General features: G+C 56.0%; 15 protein-coding genes and 1 pseudogene. 12 read left to right on the top strand and 4 right to left on the bottom strand.

Annotation, left to right across the window (positions count from 1 at the left end):
- Nucleotides 1-2: 2 nt before the first annotated feature.
- Both PYL13_RS19105 and PYL13_RS19100 read right to left on the bottom strand, forming a co-directional pair.
- Nucleotides 3-662: an OB-fold-containig protein gene (locus tag PYL13_RS19105; protein WP_275643248.1), complete on the bottom strand. Its 660-nt coding sequence runs from the start codon at nucleotides 660-662 to the stop codon at nucleotides 3-5.
- Nucleotides 662-1,771 carry a PspA/IM30 family protein gene (locus tag PYL13_RS19100; protein WP_275643247.1) on the bottom strand — a complete coding sequence of 370 codons (1,110 nt, stop codon included), beginning with the start codon at nucleotides 1,769-1,771 and terminating at the stop codon, nucleotides 662-664. Before PYL13_RS19100 ends, PYL13_RS19105 begins: the two co-directional genes overlap by 1 nt.
- Nucleotides 1,772-2,193: 422 nt before the next feature.
- On the opposite strand from PYL13_RS19100, the pseudogene PYL13_RS27075 reads away from it, so the two are divergent.
- The 12 genes and pseudogenes from PYL13_RS27075 to PYL13_RS19045 form a co-directional block, all read left to right on the top strand.
- Nucleotides 2,194-2,550, top strand: a pseudogene (locus tag PYL13_RS27075) (ABC transporter ATP-binding protein); the annotation flags it as partial.
- Between the two features lie 90 nt (nucleotides 2,551-2,640).
- The gene (locus PYL13_RS27070; RefSeq protein ID WP_441296685.1) at nucleotides 2,641-3,198 is read left to right on the top strand and encodes a TOBE domain-containing protein; all 558 of its coding nucleotides are present in this window, start codon (nucleotides 2,641-2,643) and stop codon (nucleotides 3,196-3,198) included.
- A complete protein-coding gene (locus PYL13_RS19090) occupies nucleotides 3,192-4,151 on the top strand; it encodes an ABC transporter substrate-binding protein (protein ID WP_275643245.1) in 960 nt (319 codons plus the stop codon). Before PYL13_RS27070 ends, PYL13_RS19090 begins: the two co-directional genes overlap by 7 nt.
- 10 nt (nucleotides 4,152-4,161) lie before the next feature.
- Nucleotides 4,162-5,841, top strand: coding sequence for an ABC transporter permease (locus tag PYL13_RS19085; protein WP_259148765.1), 1,680 nt, complete (start codon nucleotides 4,162-4,164; stop codon nucleotides 5,839-5,841).
- Nucleotides 5,842-6,043: 202 nt separating this feature from the next.
- Nucleotides 6,044-6,982: a LysR family transcriptional regulator gene (locus PYL13_RS19080; RefSeq protein ID WP_192489760.1), complete on the top strand. Its 939-nt coding sequence runs from the start codon at nucleotides 6,044-6,046 to the stop codon at nucleotides 6,980-6,982.
- A 343-nt stretch (nucleotides 6,983-7,325) separates the two neighbouring features.
- Nucleotides 7,326-8,963 carry a TIGR04028 family ABC transporter substrate-binding protein gene (locus tag PYL13_RS19075; RefSeq protein ID WP_259148902.1) on the top strand — a complete coding sequence of 546 codons (1,638 nt, stop codon included), beginning with the start codon at nucleotides 7,326-7,328 and terminating at the stop codon, nucleotides 8,961-8,963.
- 39 nt (nucleotides 8,964-9,002) lie between these two features.
- Nucleotides 9,003-9,950 (top strand): ABC transporter permease, encoded by a 948-nt coding sequence (locus PYL13_RS19070; RefSeq protein WP_275643244.1) that lies wholly within the window; start codon nucleotides 9,003-9,005, stop codon nucleotides 9,948-9,950.
- 1 nt (nucleotide 9,951) lies between these two features.
- Nucleotides 9,952-10,815 carry an ABC transporter permease gene (locus PYL13_RS19065; RefSeq protein ID WP_275643243.1) on the top strand — a complete coding sequence of 288 codons (864 nt, stop codon included), beginning with the start codon at nucleotides 9,952-9,954 and terminating at the stop codon, nucleotides 10,813-10,815.
- Nucleotides 10,812-12,458, top strand: a complete 1,647-nt coding sequence (locus tag PYL13_RS19060) for a dipeptide ABC transporter ATP-binding protein (RefSeq protein ID WP_259148768.1) — start codon at nucleotides 10,812-10,814, stop codon at nucleotides 12,456-12,458. Before PYL13_RS19065 ends, PYL13_RS19060 begins: the two co-directional genes overlap by 4 nt.
- 56 nt (nucleotides 12,459-12,514) lie before the next feature.
- Entirely contained in the window at nucleotides 12,515-13,984 is a 1,470-nt protein-coding gene (locus tag PYL13_RS19055) for an NAD(P)-binding domain-containing protein (RefSeq protein WP_275643242.1), read from the top strand.
- 24 nt (nucleotides 13,985-14,008) lie between these two features.
- Nucleotides 14,009-14,602, top strand: coding sequence for a 2-hydroxychromene-2-carboxylate isomerase (locus PYL13_RS19050; protein ID WP_259148770.1), 594 nt, complete (start codon nucleotides 14,009-14,011; stop codon nucleotides 14,600-14,602).
- A gap of 46 nt (nucleotides 14,603-14,648) precedes the next feature.
- The gene (locus tag PYL13_RS19045) at nucleotides 14,649-15,431 is read left to right on the top strand and encodes an SDR family NAD(P)-dependent oxidoreductase (RefSeq protein WP_192489755.1); all 783 of its coding nucleotides are present in this window, start codon (nucleotides 14,649-14,651) and stop codon (nucleotides 15,429-15,431) included.
- A 64-nt stretch (nucleotides 15,432-15,495) separates the two neighbouring features.
- Here the strand turns inward: PYL13_RS19045 and PYL13_RS19040 are convergent, their stop codons facing one another.
- Together PYL13_RS19040 and PYL13_RS19035 are read right to left on the bottom strand one after the other, a co-directional pair.
- Nucleotides 15,496-16,059, bottom strand: a complete 564-nt coding sequence (locus PYL13_RS19040) for a redoxin family protein (protein WP_275643241.1) — start codon at nucleotides 16,057-16,059, stop codon at nucleotides 15,496-15,498.
- 60 nt (nucleotides 16,060-16,119) lie between these two features.
- Nucleotides 16,120-16,668, bottom strand: coding sequence for a carboxymuconolactone decarboxylase family protein (locus PYL13_RS19035; RefSeq protein WP_275643240.1), 549 nt, complete (start codon nucleotides 16,666-16,668; stop codon nucleotides 16,120-16,122).
- Between the last annotated feature and the right edge of the window lie 5 nt (nucleotides 16,669-16,673).

Raw genomic sequence — 16,673 nt, 5'->3', positions numbered from 1 at the left:
TGTTAACCCCCATTTTGCCCATTGTTGGACAAGTTAAGTTCCGCCGGTGCCGGGATGGCTTCAAAAAGCCCCTCGGAACCGTCGACAATTAAAATGGGCTCACCGGTTGCAATGGTGTATCCCACTGCCGCTTTGGCGCGCAAGGAGTGGATGTTATCGTATCGGTCCTTGACCCTGACGGTGCCAGGATTTCCCTGATCGAGCGGACCGAGGGTGACTGTTCCGACCAGTCCAATGAAGTCAGACTGGTGCAGCACACTTGTTTCATCACGCGGGATGATCTTGGCCAGGCCACGACTGGCCCAGCGGGTTACTGGAATGGCTGCTGCCAGTGCTCCGGTTATCGCCGCATAATCCGGCATCGGGTCAATAATGGTCGCCGACGATATTGCCTGTATGACGAAGCCGGCCACCGCAAAAGCCGCCAGAAGAATGACGGCGAGCACCAGGACAGGCACCCCGCCGGCATTGAGCCAGGACATCCAGCTGCCAAGCAGGCCGGAATGCGACTCTCCGGGTGTGTGATGGCTAAAACCATCATCAAGAAGCGAGGAGACGGATGCGCCGAGCAACATTGAAACAAGTTCCACAATGCCAAGCCCGGCAATGACCAGCAATGCCAGCCAGAATGCAGCGGTACCTGGTTGGACGATTGTTCCCATTAGCGTTGCCCTTCACGGAATGCCTTGAGACGCGCATCAATGGCGTTTTGTCGCTGTAAGCGGCCAAGCTCTTCAATTTCGGCGGCGCCGTTCGTGGGTTTTGCTGGCGTGCCGGTAACCCGCTCTATGGCATCCAGTGCGTCTGCAAGGCGCTGGTCATTGCGCTGCGATGGTGTCGAATCCACGTGCGCTGCAGTTTTGGCTGCTTTCTGTGCGTCTTCAACCCGTTTATGGGCGTCTGCCTTGGCTGAGGCGATACTGCGCAATGTGGCCTCTGCTTCGGTGATCTCGGCAGCATTTTCCATGATCGCTCTACCAAGTGCTTCGCGCTGGGCCTCCAGATCGATCTGCAGGCCGGTTGCGGCACGCGCCAGATCTTCGCGATTATTTTCCAACCCGACCTTTATCTTTTCATCGAGGTCCTGAATTTCGTCATCCAGATCCTTGGCCTTGGCCTTCAACCGATGACCGGCTGCAACCGCGACGCCCAGTGCTGCACGGGCTTCCTCGGCGATTTTCCCAATTTCGCGGACGGCCTGCTGAGCAACGGCAACCGGATTGTTTGACTCAGCTGTGTCTACGGCGTTGTTGACAACACCAGCGATGACGCGCCCGAGCCGGGCAAGAATGCCTTCATTATTCATGGAAGTCTCCTTGTTCGGTTGAAAGCCGGACCTTATTCCGGCGTGGATGGTCACTGTGTCTTCCTCAAATATGAGGCGTGCTTCAGTAAAATCAGTCCAGCCCTCCTGATAACCCCGCACCGCGTAAGGCACGACGATACGGCCTTTGATCGTGGCGATGCTGACCGTGTCTGGTCCTTTGACGGAAAACAGTTTGGCATCGAGAGGAATGCTCTCGACGGGTTGCTCAGGGTCGTGATGGCTGTGGTCGCGCAAAGCCAGTGTCGCCATGCGTGAGGGCAGGCCGGTCCGGGCGCGGATGTTTTCATATGCTGCGGTATGCAACGCAACCAGATTTGCGCCTTCTGTCTGGTCGAGAATACTCATCGCATGCCGGTAGGCAGACAGGGTCTCCCGCAGGGAAGACAGATCCTGCTTTGTCGGTCCGAGCACCAGAATGATGCGAGAAAGAAGCCTTGTGATCATGCTTAAATATATAAAGCACTTCATTTGTGCTTTCAATGCATGCGTAAAAATATTTCTTGCTATGGTTGCGTGTGCTTGCGGAGCTTACACGCAGCTTCTTCGTGATGCCATGCGGCGGTTCAATTACGCGTGTCTGCTGCCTGCGGGTAAAATACCAGCATCGAATTACATCGCTCGCCAACCCAAATGATCGGCTGAGGGAGAATTGACCTTGAAAAGAAAACCGCTGGTTTTTGGTCTGTGACAGAGTTTGTCACATATCTGTTATGTCGTGAGAATAGTGAGGTCGCATCTTAATCAACCCCTGCGATCATATGACCTTCACCTCCGAGGCAGCCCAGGCTGCGGTTTCTACTGCTGGCCTGAGTTTCCAGTATTCCCAGACGGCAATCCTCAAGGGCATCGACCTTTCCTTGGTCCGTGGTCGCACTTTGGCGCTTCTGGGGCCTTCCGGCTGCGGCAAGACAACATTGTTGCGACTGATTGCAGGTCTGTTGCAGCCGACAGCTGGTTCTGTGTCGATTGCGGGCAAGGTCGTGGCTGATGCGGGCAATTCGATTTTCGCACCGCCTGAAAAACGCAATCTCGGCATGGTGTTTCAGGATTATGCACTGTGGCCGCATTTGACCGTGGGAGGCAATGTATCCTTCCCGCTGGAAATGCGCGGCATTGGCAAGAGTGGACGACACCAGCGCACTATTCGCGCCCTTGAACGTGTCGGTCTGGCTGCTTTCGCGGATCGACGCCCAAGCGATCTGTCCGGTGGCCAGCAGCAGCGCGTGGCGATTGCCCGCGCCATTGTAGCGGAACCGCAGTTGATCCTGTTCGACGAGCCTCTGTCCAATCTTGATCGCGAACTGCGCGAAAACATGGTTGGTGAACTGGCAGAACTGATTGCCTCGCTGCAACTGACGGCCGTTTATGTCACGCATGATCATGCCGAAGCGCTGACGCTGGCCGATGAAGTTGCGGTTATGCGCAGCGGCCATATCGCGCAGCTGGCCTCGCCGGATTCCCTGATCGGTAGCCCGGCAACACCTGAAGTCGCGGACTTCCTCAGACTTGGCGGTCTGGCCGATATCGAGTGGAAAAACGGCAACTGGTTCCTGGCTGGCAGCACCTATCAAATTGCCGACATGCAAAACCCGTCCCGTAACCGCGCTCGTATCCTCATTCCGACACGTGCCGTGTCGGCCGACGAAGGTCGTGCCAGTTTCCAGGGCGTGGTGCTGCGTTCGCAGTTCCGTGGTGATGGCCATCTGGCGGTTGTCTCGCCGCCCGGCCTGCCGTCCGTCGAGCTTCAGCTTCTCAGCCAGGTCCGTTTCAGACCGGGCGAAACAATTCCGATTTCCGTCGATGTCGATCAGATCCACTGGTTCGGTGCCGATGACCAGATCACTCAAAAGGAGAGAGTTGCAACATGTTGAAATCCCTCAAGCACACCGCTTTTGGCGTATTGGCTGCGATGCTGATGGCCGGTACTGCCCATGCCGATATCACCGTCTACACCGCTGGCCCGCAGAACCTCATCGACAAGATGGCTGCCGGGTTTACCGCGCAGTCCGGCATCAAGGTCAATGTCTTCCAGGCAACAACCGGCAAGGTCATGGCCCGTATTGAGGCAGAAGCTGCTAACCCTGTCGTTGACATCGTCATTTCCGCGTCCTGGGATACGGCAACCGACTTCGCAAAGCGTGGCTGGCTGGTGTCCTACACAAGCCCTAACGCTGAAAAGGTTCCTGATTTCCTGAAGTCCGACACCGCTGTTGCACAGGGCGTTTCTGCGCTCGGTATTGCGTGGAACACCAAGAGCGGCACACCGAAGCCTGCAGAGTGGGCTGACCTGGCAAAGCCCGAGTTCAAGGACCTTGTGAACATTCCAGATCCTGCCCAGTCTGGTTCTGCTTTCGAACTGACCGGCGTTCTCGGCGCTCATGACGACTTCAAGGTCTTCAAGGACCTGCAGGCAAATGGCGCGATCATTGCCGGCGCCAATGCTGAAGCGCTTAACCCAGTTTTGCAGGGTGCAAAGGCTGCTGTTTTTGGCGCTGTTGACTACATCACCTATGGCAACAAGGCCAAGGGCGAAAGCATTGACGTTATCTTCCCTGCTTCCGGCACGGTTATCGCACCGCGTCCTGCCATGATCCTGAACTGGTCCAAGAACCAGGATGAGGCGAAGAAGTTCATCGACTACATGCTGTCGGACGAAGGCCAGAAGATGGTTGCCGCAACCTACCTGATGCCAGCACGTACTGACATCCCGGCTGACCGTCCGCTGATCAGCGACCTGAAGCTGCTCGACTACGATGCGTCCGCCATCTACGGCAAGCGCGAAGAGACCCTGAAGAAGGTTTCCGATATCTTCGGAACAAACTGAGTATAAAAGAATGCGTGCAAAGGATATTGGTGGTGCCGCGCCTGCTGCCTGGCTTGCTGCCTGTGGCCTCGTAATCGTCGTTGTCGTGCCTTTTGCCGCAATCGTACTCCAGGCGATCTTTCCTCAACTCGGGCAGGGCTCCTTTTCGGAGCCCTTCTCGCGGCTTGCTCAAACCCTTGGGGATAGCAAGCTTTTGGGCATGACCCGCAACACGCTGCTTCTTGGGCTATGTGTGGTGATGGCGTCGGCCGTTCTAGCGGTGCCGCTTGGTGTTGCGCGTGCACTGTACCGCATTCCGTTTGCAAGAGTGTGGGATATCCTGTTGCTCGTGCCCTTCATGATCCCTCCCTACATCGCCACACTGGGCTGGATCATGACATTGCAGCCGCGCGGTTATCTGCAACAGCTTCTTGGTTTCAATCTTTCGCAATTCCTGTTTTCGCTGTTCGGCATGACACTGGTCATGACCTTCAACACATTTCCGGTCGTTTATTTTGCTGTGTCGCGCACGGTCGAGGCGGTTGGTGCCCGTTATGCGGATGTCGGCCGTGTATTCGGTGCGACGCCAACGCGGGCATTCTGGCGAATTACGCTGCCTCTGTCGGCGCCCGGTCTTGCCGCAAGTCTTCTTCTGGTATTTGCCGCCGCCATCGAGGAATACGGCACGCCAGCAGCCTTGGGCAGCCGTGCCGGTTTCCCGGTTCTTGTAACCGGCATTGATACACGGGTCAGCGACTGGCCGATTGATTTGCCCGGTGCTGCCATCCTGTCATTGGTGCTGGTAACTTTGTCGCTGCTGGCTTTCCTCGTCCAGCGCTGGATCCTCGCGCGTCGTTCCTATCAGACCGTGGTGGGCAAACCGCAAAACAGTGACAAGCGCGCGCTTGGTGCCTTCACAGTGCCTGTCATGGCGGCATTTGCTGTTGTGGCATTTCTGGCAACCGGCGTGCCGATGCTTGCCATTCTCGTTACGTCGCTATCGCGTACCATCTCGGGCGGTCTTGCCGTAGACAATGTAACGCTAGCAAATTTTGCCGCCGTTTTCAGCAACAGCGCCGGTGCGCTGGGTGCCTTGGTGAACAGCCTGACGCTTGGCGTCGGTACTGCTATCATTACCGGTATCATCGGCGTTGTCTCGGCTTATACAGTTGTAAAGACCAGAATGCGCGGACGTGTCCTGATCGATATCATGACCGTCATTCCCAATGCCCTTCCGGGTATTGTGGTTGCCGTTGGTTTGATCATGGCCTGGAACATGCCCGGCCTGCCATTCACGCCCTATAATACCGCCTTGATCCTTCTTCTGGCCTATTGCTGTATTTTGCTGCCACAGACGGCGCGTTACGCAACCGCTGCATTTGTGCAGCTCGGTGACAATCTTGAGGCAGCGGCGCGCGTGTTTGGCGCTAGTGGACCCGTCGCTTTCCGCCGTATTCTGCTGCCGCTGGTGTTCCCCAGTGTTGCCTCGGCAATGCTGCTGGTCTTTGCTCTTGCTTCTCGCGAACTGGTTGCCTCAGTTGTGGTGGCCCCAGTTGGCATGCAGACGATTGCCACCTTTATCTGGCGTCAGTTCGAGCAAGGTTCAGTCGGGATCGGTATGGCCATGGCCTTTGTTACGATCATTCTGACGACACTGTTGCCGTTGCTGTTCTTGCAACTCCTGAAGAAAACAGGATTTGTGGTCGATTGACACTTAGCTTGCGCGTCAAATCGCCTGCCGTTCTTCGCGAACGGCAGGCGATTTACCGGTAAGGGCTGGGCCATTGTTTTCGCTACCTCTTGACGCCAATTGCTGAATTCTGATTATGCAACGGTGGTCGGGCTGACCGAAAAATTACCAAATGCGTAGCAACTGCTTATTTTAAAAGGCAAAACTTGGCTTTGAACACAGTATGATACCCGATTACCTCGACACCAGACAGCTGGAAGCGTTTGTCGCAGTGGTATCTATTGGAAGCATGACCGGTGCTGCAAAAGCGCTCGGAAAATCCCAATCGGTGATGACACGGCTGATCCAGGATCTTGAAAAAGAACTGGGTTTTCCGGTTCTTCACCGCAATGGCCCGCGTATCATACCAACCGAACAGGGACTGGCTTTTTTTGCCCAGGCGGAGCTGTTTCTCAGTGGTTTGCGTACCATCAGCGAAGGTGCGCGCAAGATTGCCGTTGATGCCGCTCGGCCCATTGAAGTTGCTTCCGTCCCAGCTCTCGCCGCCAGCATTTTGCCTTCGGCTTTGGCGTTGCTGGAGAGTGCATCATTGCCCTCGCATATCCATGTCAAAAGCACCGCGTCTGAAAATGTCGTGCAAGCTGTGTTGGCGCGTACGTCAGATATTGGTATCGCCAGCCTGCCGCTCGATAATTCGGGGCTTGATGTGCACTGGATTGGCGAGTCCCCCTGCGTGGCGGTCGTCAGCAATGATGACGAATTGGCAAAACACAGCGTCGTAACGCCTGAGGACCTGCAGGGACGGCGGTTGATCGTATCAGCCAACCCGTACCGGTTACGGATGCGTATCAACCAGACCCTTGAAAAGCATGGCGTGCAACCGGGCGGCATCATTGACAGCAACGCGACCTATGTTTCGCTTGCCATGGCACGCTCCGGCCTCGGGATTGCCGTGGTGGAATCGGCAACGATTTTCGGGCTTCCCGTCACTGACGTTACAGCCATTCCCTTGTCCTTCAGCATCCCGTTCCACTGGGGTGTCATTACCGCCTCTGGCCGACCGATGGGGCAGACGATCACCGCGTTGATTGAAGCGATAGAGGTGAGTTCCAAGGCGCTTCCGGGGTTTGTCAAACACTCGGACAAATTACTTCTGCAATAAAGCGTGTGAGCGATCAGCTGTGGCTGATTCCAACGTGCACCCCTTATCCGAAACTATTTTCTGGAATTCGGCGTCTCATTGGAACGCTCTTGAGCACGCGAAGTTTTGCGAGTATCATCTTGCTAATTTCGCATAATTGATAGCTTATATTTCTATATTCAGAATTTAATTGAAACAAATCGACCTTACGTCGGACGCATAGAATATCTACCATTTAGATAGATTAACCGACTTTCTAAAGCGCAGGGCTTGCATATGCGCTGGCGTAGTTGGGGCACATCGGTCGGATCACGCAGACATCGCGTGCAGCGGTATATTTTAGGGTTATACGAAGGGAATTATGATGCTTTATTCTGTTGCGCGTCGCCGGATTTTAAAGAGCATGTGCGCAGTTGGTGCGCTGGTCGCTGCGACAACATTCGCAGTACCTTCATGGGCTGAAGGCAAGCCGGGTGGCACGCTGATTTATCTCGAAAAACAGGCGCATACGAGCCTTTATCCGCCAGCTGCTGGCTTTTATCCGAACGGGGGCCTCCTCAACCAGATCACCGACAAGCTGACCTATCAGAACCCGCAGACGCTTGAGATCGAGCCGTGGATTGCCGAGAGCTGGGACGTCAATGCTGATGCAACAGAGTACACATTCCACCTGCGTGACGGCGTAACCTTCTCTGATGGCACACCGCTTGATGCCGCTGCTGTTGCTGCCAACTATGACGCATTTGGACTTGGCAACAAGGCGCTGAAGCAGACGGTTTCGGAAGCAATCAGCAACTATGAGCGCTCGGAAGTGGTTGATGCCAAAACCGTAAAGTTCCACTTCAAGGCGCCAGCACCTGGTTTCCTTCAGGCAACAGCCACCCCGACATCCGGCCTCGTTGCCCTGTCGACGCTGAAATTGTCGTCGGATGAACTCGGTCAGGCGCCCAACATCATCGGTTCCGGCCCGTTTGTTGTCGCCAGTGAAAAGCTTGGTACTGAAATTCAGCTGACGGCGCGTACCGACTACGCCTGGGGTCCCGCGAAACTGAAGCATCAGGGTCGTGCCAATCTTGATGGCATCACCATTTTGACGGTGCCGGAAGATGGCGTGCGCATCGGTGCACTGATCTCCGGTCAGGGCGATTTCATCCGCCAGGTTCACGCCTATGATGAGGCGCAGGTGAAAGCAGCTGGATATACCGTTTATGGTGCACAAACCCGTGGCACGACCCACGCTGTTGCCTTCCGTCCAAGCAATCCGTTGGTTGCAGATCTGAAGGTCCGTCAGGCCCTTCTGCATGCCACGAACAGCCAGGAAATCATCGATACGCTGTTCTCCGACAACTATCCCAAGGCTCGCTCACCACTGTCGTCGGTTTCTGCCGGTTTTGTTGATCTCAGCAGTGACCTGACCTTTGATGCTGCACGCGCCAACGCGTTACTGGATGAAGCGGGCTGGAAGCCGGGTGCTGACGGGATTCGTGAAAAGGATGGTCAGCGGTTGTCGTTGGGTGTTTATGAATCGCTCAATTATGCCCGTAGCAAGGAAACGTTACAGCTGCTCGCCCAGCAATGGAAAGCCGTTGGCGTCGAACTGAAACTGCTGGCTGGTGAAGCCGGTACCCGCACCAAGGATGATCTCGATCCGTTGAAGACACCGCTGGTGCCGACAAAAGTCGAACGTGCTGATCCGGAAGTTCTCAAGAGCCAATATTATCCGACAACGCGCGACCAGTTGCGCCAGAAGGGTGGCAAGGGCGAGGGCACGACGTTTGTCGACGTCGACTTGAACGACATTCTCGACAAGATCGCGTCGGAGCCGGATACCAGCACGCGTCTTGAATATACCGGTGAAGCGCAGAAGCGTTTGATCGAACAGGCTTACGTCATTCCGCTGTTTGAAGAACCCCAGTCCTTTGCGGGCGCGCCCTATGTCAAGGACGTCGCTTTTGAGGCTGTCGGTCGGCCTGTCTTTTATAGCGTGTGGCTTGATCGATAGATCAGGCCATTAACATCGAAACAAGTGTGGTCTGAAGCATTGTCTCTTTCCCGATACCTCGTCTCGCGCATTGGCCAAGCTGTGATCGTGTTGTGGGCCGCCTTCACCCTGTCATTCCTGCTGTTGCAGATGATGCCGGGTGATGCGGTCTTCATCAAGTTCATGGGGGCAGACTTCGTGCTGACGCCGGAGCAGCTTGCGCATATTCGTGAAAGCTATGGCGCCGACAACCCACCGCTCGAACGTTATTTCAGTTCGTTGGTCAATACGCTGTCCGGCGATTTCGGGTATTCGATTGATGCCGGTGTTCCCGTCAGCGCTTTGCTTGCCGATAATGTGTTGCCAACCTTCAGACTGGCTGGCCTCGGTTTTGTTGGTGCGGTTCTGCTGAGTTTCGTCTTGGCCTTCCTCTCTTATTTCTCGCCTTTCTGGTGGTTGCGACGTTTCATCACCGCGCTGCCGTCACTGTTTGTCGCCATTCCTGCCTTCTGGCTGGGCATGATGCTGATCCAGATCTTTTCGTTCAGGCTTGGGCTTGTTCCTGTCATCAATCCCGGCCCTTGGGTTGGACTTATCTTGCCAGTGGCAACGCTTGCGGTACCGATCAGTGCGCCGATTGCGCAGATTTTGATCCGCAATATTGATGACGTGATGACACGGCCGTTCGTTGCCGTTGCCCGTGCCAAGGGCGCTTCGCTGCGCTTTGCGTTCTGGCGTCATGTGCTGGGCAATGCGCTGCTGCCGGTATTGACCATATGCGGCATGTTGTTCGGTGAACTGCTCGCCGGCGCGGTTGTCACAGAAACGGTCTTTGGACTGAACGGTATCGGTCGACTGACCGAAGCCGCTGTCGCCACTCTCGATGTGGCTGTTCTGCAGGTCGTCGTCCTGCTGTCAGCAGCATGTTTCGTTACGATCAATCTTGTCGTGGACCTGTTCTATCCAGTGTTCGATCCACGGCTGCGCAAGAGCATGAGGGCTGCCTGAGATGTCTCCTGTAGAAGAACCGGTCACGGGTCTGCACAGTCGGGAAAGATTTGCCGGACTGCGAGAAAAGCTCGGCTCGATCCGTATTGCAACGGCTCTCGCCTATCTGGTTCTGCTCCTGGCTGTGCTTTGGGCAGTCGTCCCCGGCCTGTTCAGCAGCTATGATCCTATTGCCAGCGTTCCCGGCCAGCAGCTTCGTGCACCAAACTTGACGCATTTCTTCGGTACCGATGCCTTGGGCCGTGATTTGTTTTCACGTGTTGTGCATGGTTCCGTGCATTCGTTAAGCGGTGCGTTCATCGCAACCGCTGTCGGGTTTGTTGTCGGTACCGCTCTCGGTCTACTGTCCGGTTCGGCGGGTGGTATTGTCGACGAAATCATCATGCGCATTGTCGATGTTCTGCTGTCCATCCCGGCGCTGCTTCTGGCGCTGACCATTATCATCCTGCTCGGTTTTGGCACGCTGAATGCATCGATCGCAGTTGGTGTTTCGGCGATCGCAGCCTTCGCGCGCTTGATGCGTTCCGAGGTGATCCGCGTTCGTGCCAGCGATTATGTCGAGGCAGCCATCGGCAGTGGCGGCACCTTGGCGAAGGTTTTGTGGCGGCATGTCCTGCCCAACGCATTGACTTCTGTTGTCGCCTTTTCCGCGCTGCAGTTTGGCTCGGCCATCCTGCAATTGTCGACGCTGAGCTTCCTGGGATATGGCGCACCACCACCCACGCCGGAGTGGGGATTGCTGGTCGCGGAAGGCCGCAACTATGTCGCAACGGCTTGGTGGCTGACCGCCGCGCCCGGCCTTGTTGTGGTTATCGTGGTGCTTGCCGCCAATCAGATCAGTAAATCGATGAGGAGCCAACGATGACGGTTCTAACAACGTCTCCTAATGGCGTGGATGCCTCGCTGCCCATCCTCGAGGTGCGCGATCTGTCTGTCTCTTACGGGGCGGGGCGCACCGCAAACACGGCTGTGCACGGCATATCGTTCAAGATCAATCGTGGTGAAACCCTGGCAATCGTCGGCGAGTCCGGTTCTGGCAAAACCACCACCGCGCAATCGATTATTGGTCTGTTGTCCGGAGGACGTATTGACGGCGGTCAGGTTCTGCTAAATGGCACCGATATTGCCGGATGGTCTGACCGGCGATTGGACGGTCTGCGCGGTTCGCGCATTGGTCTCATTCCGCAAGATCCCGGTAGCTCTCTGAACCCGATCCGCACCATTGGCTCACAATTGGCTGAGATGTTCCAGATCCATGGACATCGGCTAAGCAAGGCTTCCCGCAAGGCCAAGGTCTTGGAGTTGTTGGCCAAGGTCGGTTTATCGTCTCCTGAACTGCGTTATGACCAATACCCCCATCAGCTGTCGGGCGGTATGCGGCAGCGCGTGCTGATTGCCATGGCGATCATGCTTGAACCCGACTTGATCATAGCCGATGAGCCGACAAGCGCCCTGGATGTCACCGTCCAGAAACGTATCCTTGATCTGATCGAGACTCTCAAACGGGAAACCAACGCCTCGATCCTGCTGATTACTCATGATCTGGGCGTTGCGTCTCGTGCCGATGCGATCGTGGTCATGCATCAAGGGCGTATTGTTGAAAGTGGACCCACTGCCGAGATCATTGCATCTCCCAAAGAGGCCTACACGCAAAGGCTGCTTTCCGATGCGCCGGCCTTTGCGGGCAATAACCGCATCCGCAATCTGGATAGTACCAGCATCCAGACGGATGATGTTGTGGTGGTTGAAAGTCTGAGCAAGCGCTTTTCTTTGCCGGGCAAGTCGGACGGATTGCTTGCCGTGGCCGATCTGTCATTTCGTGTTGCCCGTGGTACCACGCATGCGATTGTTGGTGAATCCGGCAGTGGAAAAACCACGACGATCCGCATGGTCACCGGCTTTGAGAAGCCGACGAATGGCCGCATCGTGATTGGTGGTGAAAACCTTGCTGAGCTCTCTGGCGAGAAACTTCGCCAGTTTCGACGCAAGATCCAGCTGGTCTATCAAAACCCGTTCAGTTCGCTGGATCCGCGCCAGACGATCTTCCAGATCGTGGATGAACCGCTTCGAAATTTCGAACGGCTTTCTCCCGACGAGCGTGCCAAACGGGTGCAGAATATGATCTCGCGCGTTGGCTTGCCGGCGGATGTACTTGATCGTCATCCCGCAACCTTGTCCGGTGGCCAGCGGCAACGTGTGGCCATTGCCCGCGCGCTGATCCTGCAGCCCGAGGTCGTGGTGCTGGATGAAGCCGTTTCGGCATTGGATGTGACCGTACAGGCCAGAATTCTTGCACTGTTATCTGAACTTCAGCGAGAGTTTGGCCTGACGTATATTTTCGTCTCGCATGATCTCGCGGTTGTCCGTCAGATTGCCGACACGGTGTCGGTGATGCGCAACGGGCAGGACGTCGAACACGGGCCAGTCGAGACCGTATTCGGCAATCCCCAGCACGCTTACACGCAGGAACTGGTGGCAAGTATCCCAACGCTTCGCCAGTCGGCCTGAGCAATGTTGATACAAGCGCATTTTCGCAGCAGTCCTCGCCTTTCCAAGAGATGTTCATGACTCGCCTTAGCCCCCAAACCTTGGAAGAACTTGAAGAGAGGCTTGCCGAAGACCTTCTCTGGCTGAACCGTCCCGCGTCTTCCTGGGTCAAGCCGCGCGAGCATCAGGGTCAAAAAGTTCTCGATGTAGCGGTGATTGGCGCCGGTCTGTGTGGCCTCATCGCAATGGCGGCACTGAAAGGCCATAGCATCGAGAATGTGCGCGCCTTCGACCGCGCACCGGCCGGACAGGAAGGTCCCTGGATCACCTATGCCCGCATGGAAACTTTGCGCACGTCAAAGGTCCTTCCGGGTCTGGCGCTGGGGCTGCCTGCGTTGACTTTCCGGGCTTGGTACGAGGCGCAATTTGGCCGCGAAGCATTCGAGGCAATGTCATTGATCCCGACGGCGCAGTGGATGGATTATCTCATCTGGTATCGCCGGGTTCTTGAACTGGATGTCGTCAATGAAGCGAGTGTGCAGGGAATCACGCCGCGTGCGGACGGACTGTTCGAAATTGCCTACGCCGACCCACAAGGCGACCATGTGGAATATGCCCGCCGGGTGATCATCGCAACCGGGTTGGATGGTTTGGGAGAACCTTTCCTGCCCGCCGTTGCGCACCGTGTTCCGGAAAAATATCGGGCTCATGGTGCCGCGATAATCAATATGGCGACGCTGAAAGGCAAGTCCGTTGCCGTCATCGGGTCCGGTTCCTCCGCAATGGACAACGCAGCTGCCGCTCTCGAAGCAGGGGCAGCGCGGGTTGATGTGTTTGTCCGCCAGAGCAGTCTCGCCAAGGTCGATCGTCTCGCCGGAATTTCCGGCATGGGTACGCGCTACGGCTATTTCGACCTGCCTGATGCGGACAAGTGGCTGATCATGCACGAGGCCAGCAAGGTGGGAACGCCGCCGCCCAAACACAGCGTTTTGCGCGTGTCAAAATGGCCAAATGCGCATTTCCATCTTTCTAGCCCGATAGACGACATTGTCGAAACGGCTGCCGGGGTTAAGATCACCACGCCGAAAGGCCTTTATGGTGTGGATTTCATCATCTTTGCCACCGGCTTTGGTATCGATTACGCCAAGCGGCCAGAATTTGAGGCCATTACCAGCAATGCCCTTTTGTGGGGAGAGGCTTACACGCCACCGAAAGCACTTGGAAATGCTGGCCTTGCTGCGTCACCTTATCTCGGCGCTGCTTTTCAGTTCATGCCGAAATCCGATGCTGAGCAGGACCGCTGGATCAGCCACGCCTATTGTTTCTCGTTCCCGTCTCTGTTGTCGCACGGCAAGATCAACAGCGGCATACCGTCGATCAACGAGGGTGCAACCACATTGTCCAACGGTATTGCGCGGTCGCTGTTCGTGGAGGATCGCGAGCAGCTTCTGGCGCAATTCCACAGCTACGACAAAAGCGAACTGACTGGCGATGAATGGACAGATGCGGACGAGACCGCGAACGAACACCGTCGCGCCATCAAATAATCAACAGATCCATCAGGAGTTATCATGACCAAGAAGACCATTTATTATTTTCATTCGCTAAGTTCCCCATGGGCCTATCTTGGTTGGCCGCAGTTCAAGGCATTGATCGAAAAACACGATCTGAACGTTGTTGTTCGCACCACGACTGTTGTGCCGGAAAATGGTGGCGTTCCACTTCGTACGCGCCCTGTCGCCCGTCAGGATTATCACGCCATTGAGCTGGACCGCTGGCGCAAACGTCTCAACATGCCGCTGGTGCTGAAACCCAAACATTACCCGACCATTCCGCATTTTTCCGCACGTATGGTTCTGGCCGCTGACAGCCTTGGCCTGCCGGCGCTTGACCTTAGCCACGCGCTTTTAAGCGCAGTCTGGGCGGAAGAGCTCGACGTCAAGGATCCAGAAGTGCGTATCGCCAAGGCCAATAGTCTCGGCCTTGATGGCAAGCTGCTACAGTCAATGGAAGAAAGCCCGGAGATCATTGCCGCGTGGGAAGAAAGTGAAAACGAAGCCAAGGAGCGTGGTGTATTCGGCACGCCGACCTGGTTCTACAAGGATGTGCCTTACTGGGGGCAGGACCGCCTGAGCTTCCTCGACGAGGCACTCTCGGCAGACTGAGACAGTCCGCCTGACAACAGCGAAACAGCATTTGGGAATTGCGACTATGGATCTTGGTTTGAACGGCCGGAAGGCTTTGGTGTGTGGGGCAAGTGAAGGTATCGGCTATGCCGCTGCAAAACTCCTCGCGTCGGAAGGCGTTAATTTGGTTCTCGTAGCGCGCAATGAAGAAAAGCTGGAAGGGGCAGCGGCGGCATTGAAAGACCTTCATGCCGTCAATGTTGATTATGTGGCGGCAGATCTCGGTCATAAGGAAGAGCGCGCCAAAGTGCTCTCCTATTGCAGCGATCCTGATATTCTCATCCACAATGGCGGCTGGCCGCGCACCGAGCGCGACTTCCGCAAGTGGAGCAATGACGACTGGCTGCGCGCACTCGACCTGATGATGCTGTCGCCGATTGAACTTATCACCGGCGTGATTGATGGCATGGCAGAGCGCAAGTTTGGGCGGATTGTTGCTGTGACCTCACGCTTCGTGAAAGAACCCAGTGCGGAGTTGGCTCTATCGACCAGCCCGCGTCTTGGCTTGTCGGGGTTTATCACCGGGGTTGCACGGAAGTATGCGGCTCACAACGTAACCCTCAACACTGCCCTGCCGGGCATCATTGCCACGGAAACGCAGTTTCAGCACGGCCGTGATCTGGCGGAAGCGGCGGGCAAGAGTTTTGATCAGATATGGGCGGAGCGTTCTTCAACCAATTCAGCCAATCGGTTTGCTACGCCTGAGGAATTTGCGTCCCTTTGCGTGTTCCTGTGTTCGGCGCATTCGGGCTTCCTGACTGGCCAACACATCTTGAGCGATGGTGCCGGTTATCCGGGCGTCTTCTGAGGGCTGAAGCAGCGGCTTTCGGCGTTACCGCCGAAAGCTTTACAAAGCCTGAGAGGGCTCTCTTTCAGGATGCGATTTGCGTGGGAGTTTCACAGCGCCCCTCGGCGCAGCCAACAGTGTCATCTGCTTTAAAGACTGGCGACAGGGCAGGCACTTTTTCCGCGAGCGCCATGGCAATTCGGGCGCCTGCAGCCATATCGTCCTCAACCCCAAAGATATGATGCTTGATCGCGCCATCTCTTCCGATCAGGATTGAGGAGGGCGTGCCACGCAGGCCAAAGCGCTGCATGGTGATGGGCGTACCGGTTCGTTCGTCGGGCAAGTCTACCCCGACCGGGTGTTTGATGCGGTATTCGTGAAGAAATGCTTTCAGGGTAACCGGGGACATTGCGGCATGGTGTTCGAACACGGTGTGGATACCAATGACCTGGAGATCGGTATCGGCAAAGATACGTTCTATCTTCTGAACCTGCGGTATCGATTGGCTGACGCAGCCAGGGCAAAGAAGCTGAAAGCTGTGCAACAGCACCGGGCGCCCACGCAATTCGGACAATGTCAGAGGATGGGAAACGTTGAACCATTCGCTGATTGCCAGTTCCGGGGCGTAAATCAGATTGGGAGTAGCCATAAGTTTGATCCTTTCAGGGAAGGCGGGCCGTGAGGGAACGACCCGCCCGCCGGATGGGTATTACGCGGCGGCTCGCGTAAGCTTCACACCCGGGAAATCGACCGGAACATCCAGCGCCACATTGAGGTAGTTGGTGAAGAGGTTGAGTGCGATGTGTGCAAGGATTTCGACGATTTCTTCATCATCGAAACCAGCATTGCGAAGGCTTGCGACATCGTCCCCGGTGATGTCCGCCCGGTTCTCGACAACCTTGATCGAGAAATCGAGCGCGGCCTGCGTTCTGGGATCTGGCGATCTACCTGCCTGTGCTTCAGACATCTCAATCGTGGTTGCACCAGCTTTACGGCCGAGACCTGTATGTGCGGCAAGGCAATAGTTGCAGTTGTTGCGATCGGCTATAGCAACCGCAATCTGTTCACCGAGCTTGGCACCCAGTCGCCCGCCGCCGAGTGCGGCAAACGAGCCCCACATGCTGGAAAGCGCTGCCGGCGAATTTGCCGCCGCTTTGAACATATTTGGCACTATGCCGAAGGCCGCCTTTATCTCGGAGAGCTTTTCAGCCGTCGTGCCTGTTGCGCTGGATGGTTCAATGAGAGTAATTCTTGTCATGTTCT

This window comes from Agrobacterium sp. Azo12, from assembly GCF_029193765.2.
Classification (GTDB): Bacteria; Pseudomonadota; Alphaproteobacteria; order Rhizobiales; family Rhizobiaceae; genus Agrobacterium.
Note: the sequence above shows the minus strand (reverse complement) of the source record. Positions and strands in the feature narration are given on the sequence as shown.

What these genes read in the sequence shown, in the direction of transcription:
- PYL13_RS19040 (WP_275643241.1), bottom strand. Translation starts at nt 16,059, where the DNA reads ATGGCTACTCCCAATCTGATTTACGCCCCGGAACTGGCAATCAGCGAA.
- PYL13_RS19105 (WP_275643248.1), bottom strand. Translation starts at nt 662, where the DNA reads ATGGGAACAATCGTCCAACCAGGTACCGCTGCATTCTGGCTGGCATTG.
- PYL13_RS19100 (WP_275643247.1), bottom strand. Translation starts at nt 1,771, where the DNA reads ATGATCACAAGGCTTCTTTCTCGCATCATTCTGGTGCTCGGACCGACA.
- PYL13_RS19055 (WP_275643242.1), top strand. Translation starts at nt 12,515, where the DNA reads ATGACTCGCCTTAGCCCCCAAACCTTGGAAGAACTTGAAGAGAGGCTT.
- PYL13_RS19080 (WP_192489760.1), top strand. Translation starts at nt 6,044, where the DNA reads ATGATACCCGATTACCTCGACACCAGACAGCTGGAAGCGTTTGTCGCA.
- PYL13_RS19075 (WP_259148902.1), top strand. Translation starts at nt 7,326, where the DNA reads ATGCTTTATTCTGTTGCGCGTCGCCGGATTTTAAAGAGCATGTGCGCA.
- PYL13_RS19035 (WP_275643240.1), bottom strand. Translation starts at nt 16,668, where the DNA reads ATGACAAGAATTACTCTCATTGAACCATCCAGCGCAACAGGCACGACG.
- PYL13_RS19085 (WP_259148765.1), top strand. Translation starts at nt 4,162, where the DNA reads ATGCGTGCAAAGGATATTGGTGGTGCCGCGCCTGCTGCCTGGCTTGCT.
- PYL13_RS19060 (WP_259148768.1), top strand. Translation starts at nt 10,812, where the DNA reads ATGACGGTTCTAACAACGTCTCCTAATGGCGTGGATGCCTCGCTGCCC.
- PYL13_RS19050 (WP_259148770.1), top strand. Translation starts at nt 14,009, where the DNA reads ATGACCAAGAAGACCATTTATTATTTTCATTCGCTAAGTTCCCCATGG.
- PYL13_RS19090 (WP_275643245.1), top strand. Translation starts at nt 3,192, where the DNA reads ATGTTGAAATCCCTCAAGCACACCGCTTTTGGCGTATTGGCTGCGATG.
- PYL13_RS27070 (WP_441296685.1), top strand. Translation starts at nt 2,641, where the DNA reads ATGGTTGGTGAACTGGCAGAACTGATTGCCTCGCTGCAACTGACGGCC.
- PYL13_RS19065 (WP_275643243.1), top strand. Translation starts at nt 9,952, where the DNA reads ATGTCTCCTGTAGAAGAACCGGTCACGGGTCTGCACAGTCGGGAAAGA.
- PYL13_RS19045 (WP_192489755.1), top strand. Translation starts at nt 14,649, where the DNA reads ATGGATCTTGGTTTGAACGGCCGGAAGGCTTTGGTGTGTGGGGCAAGT.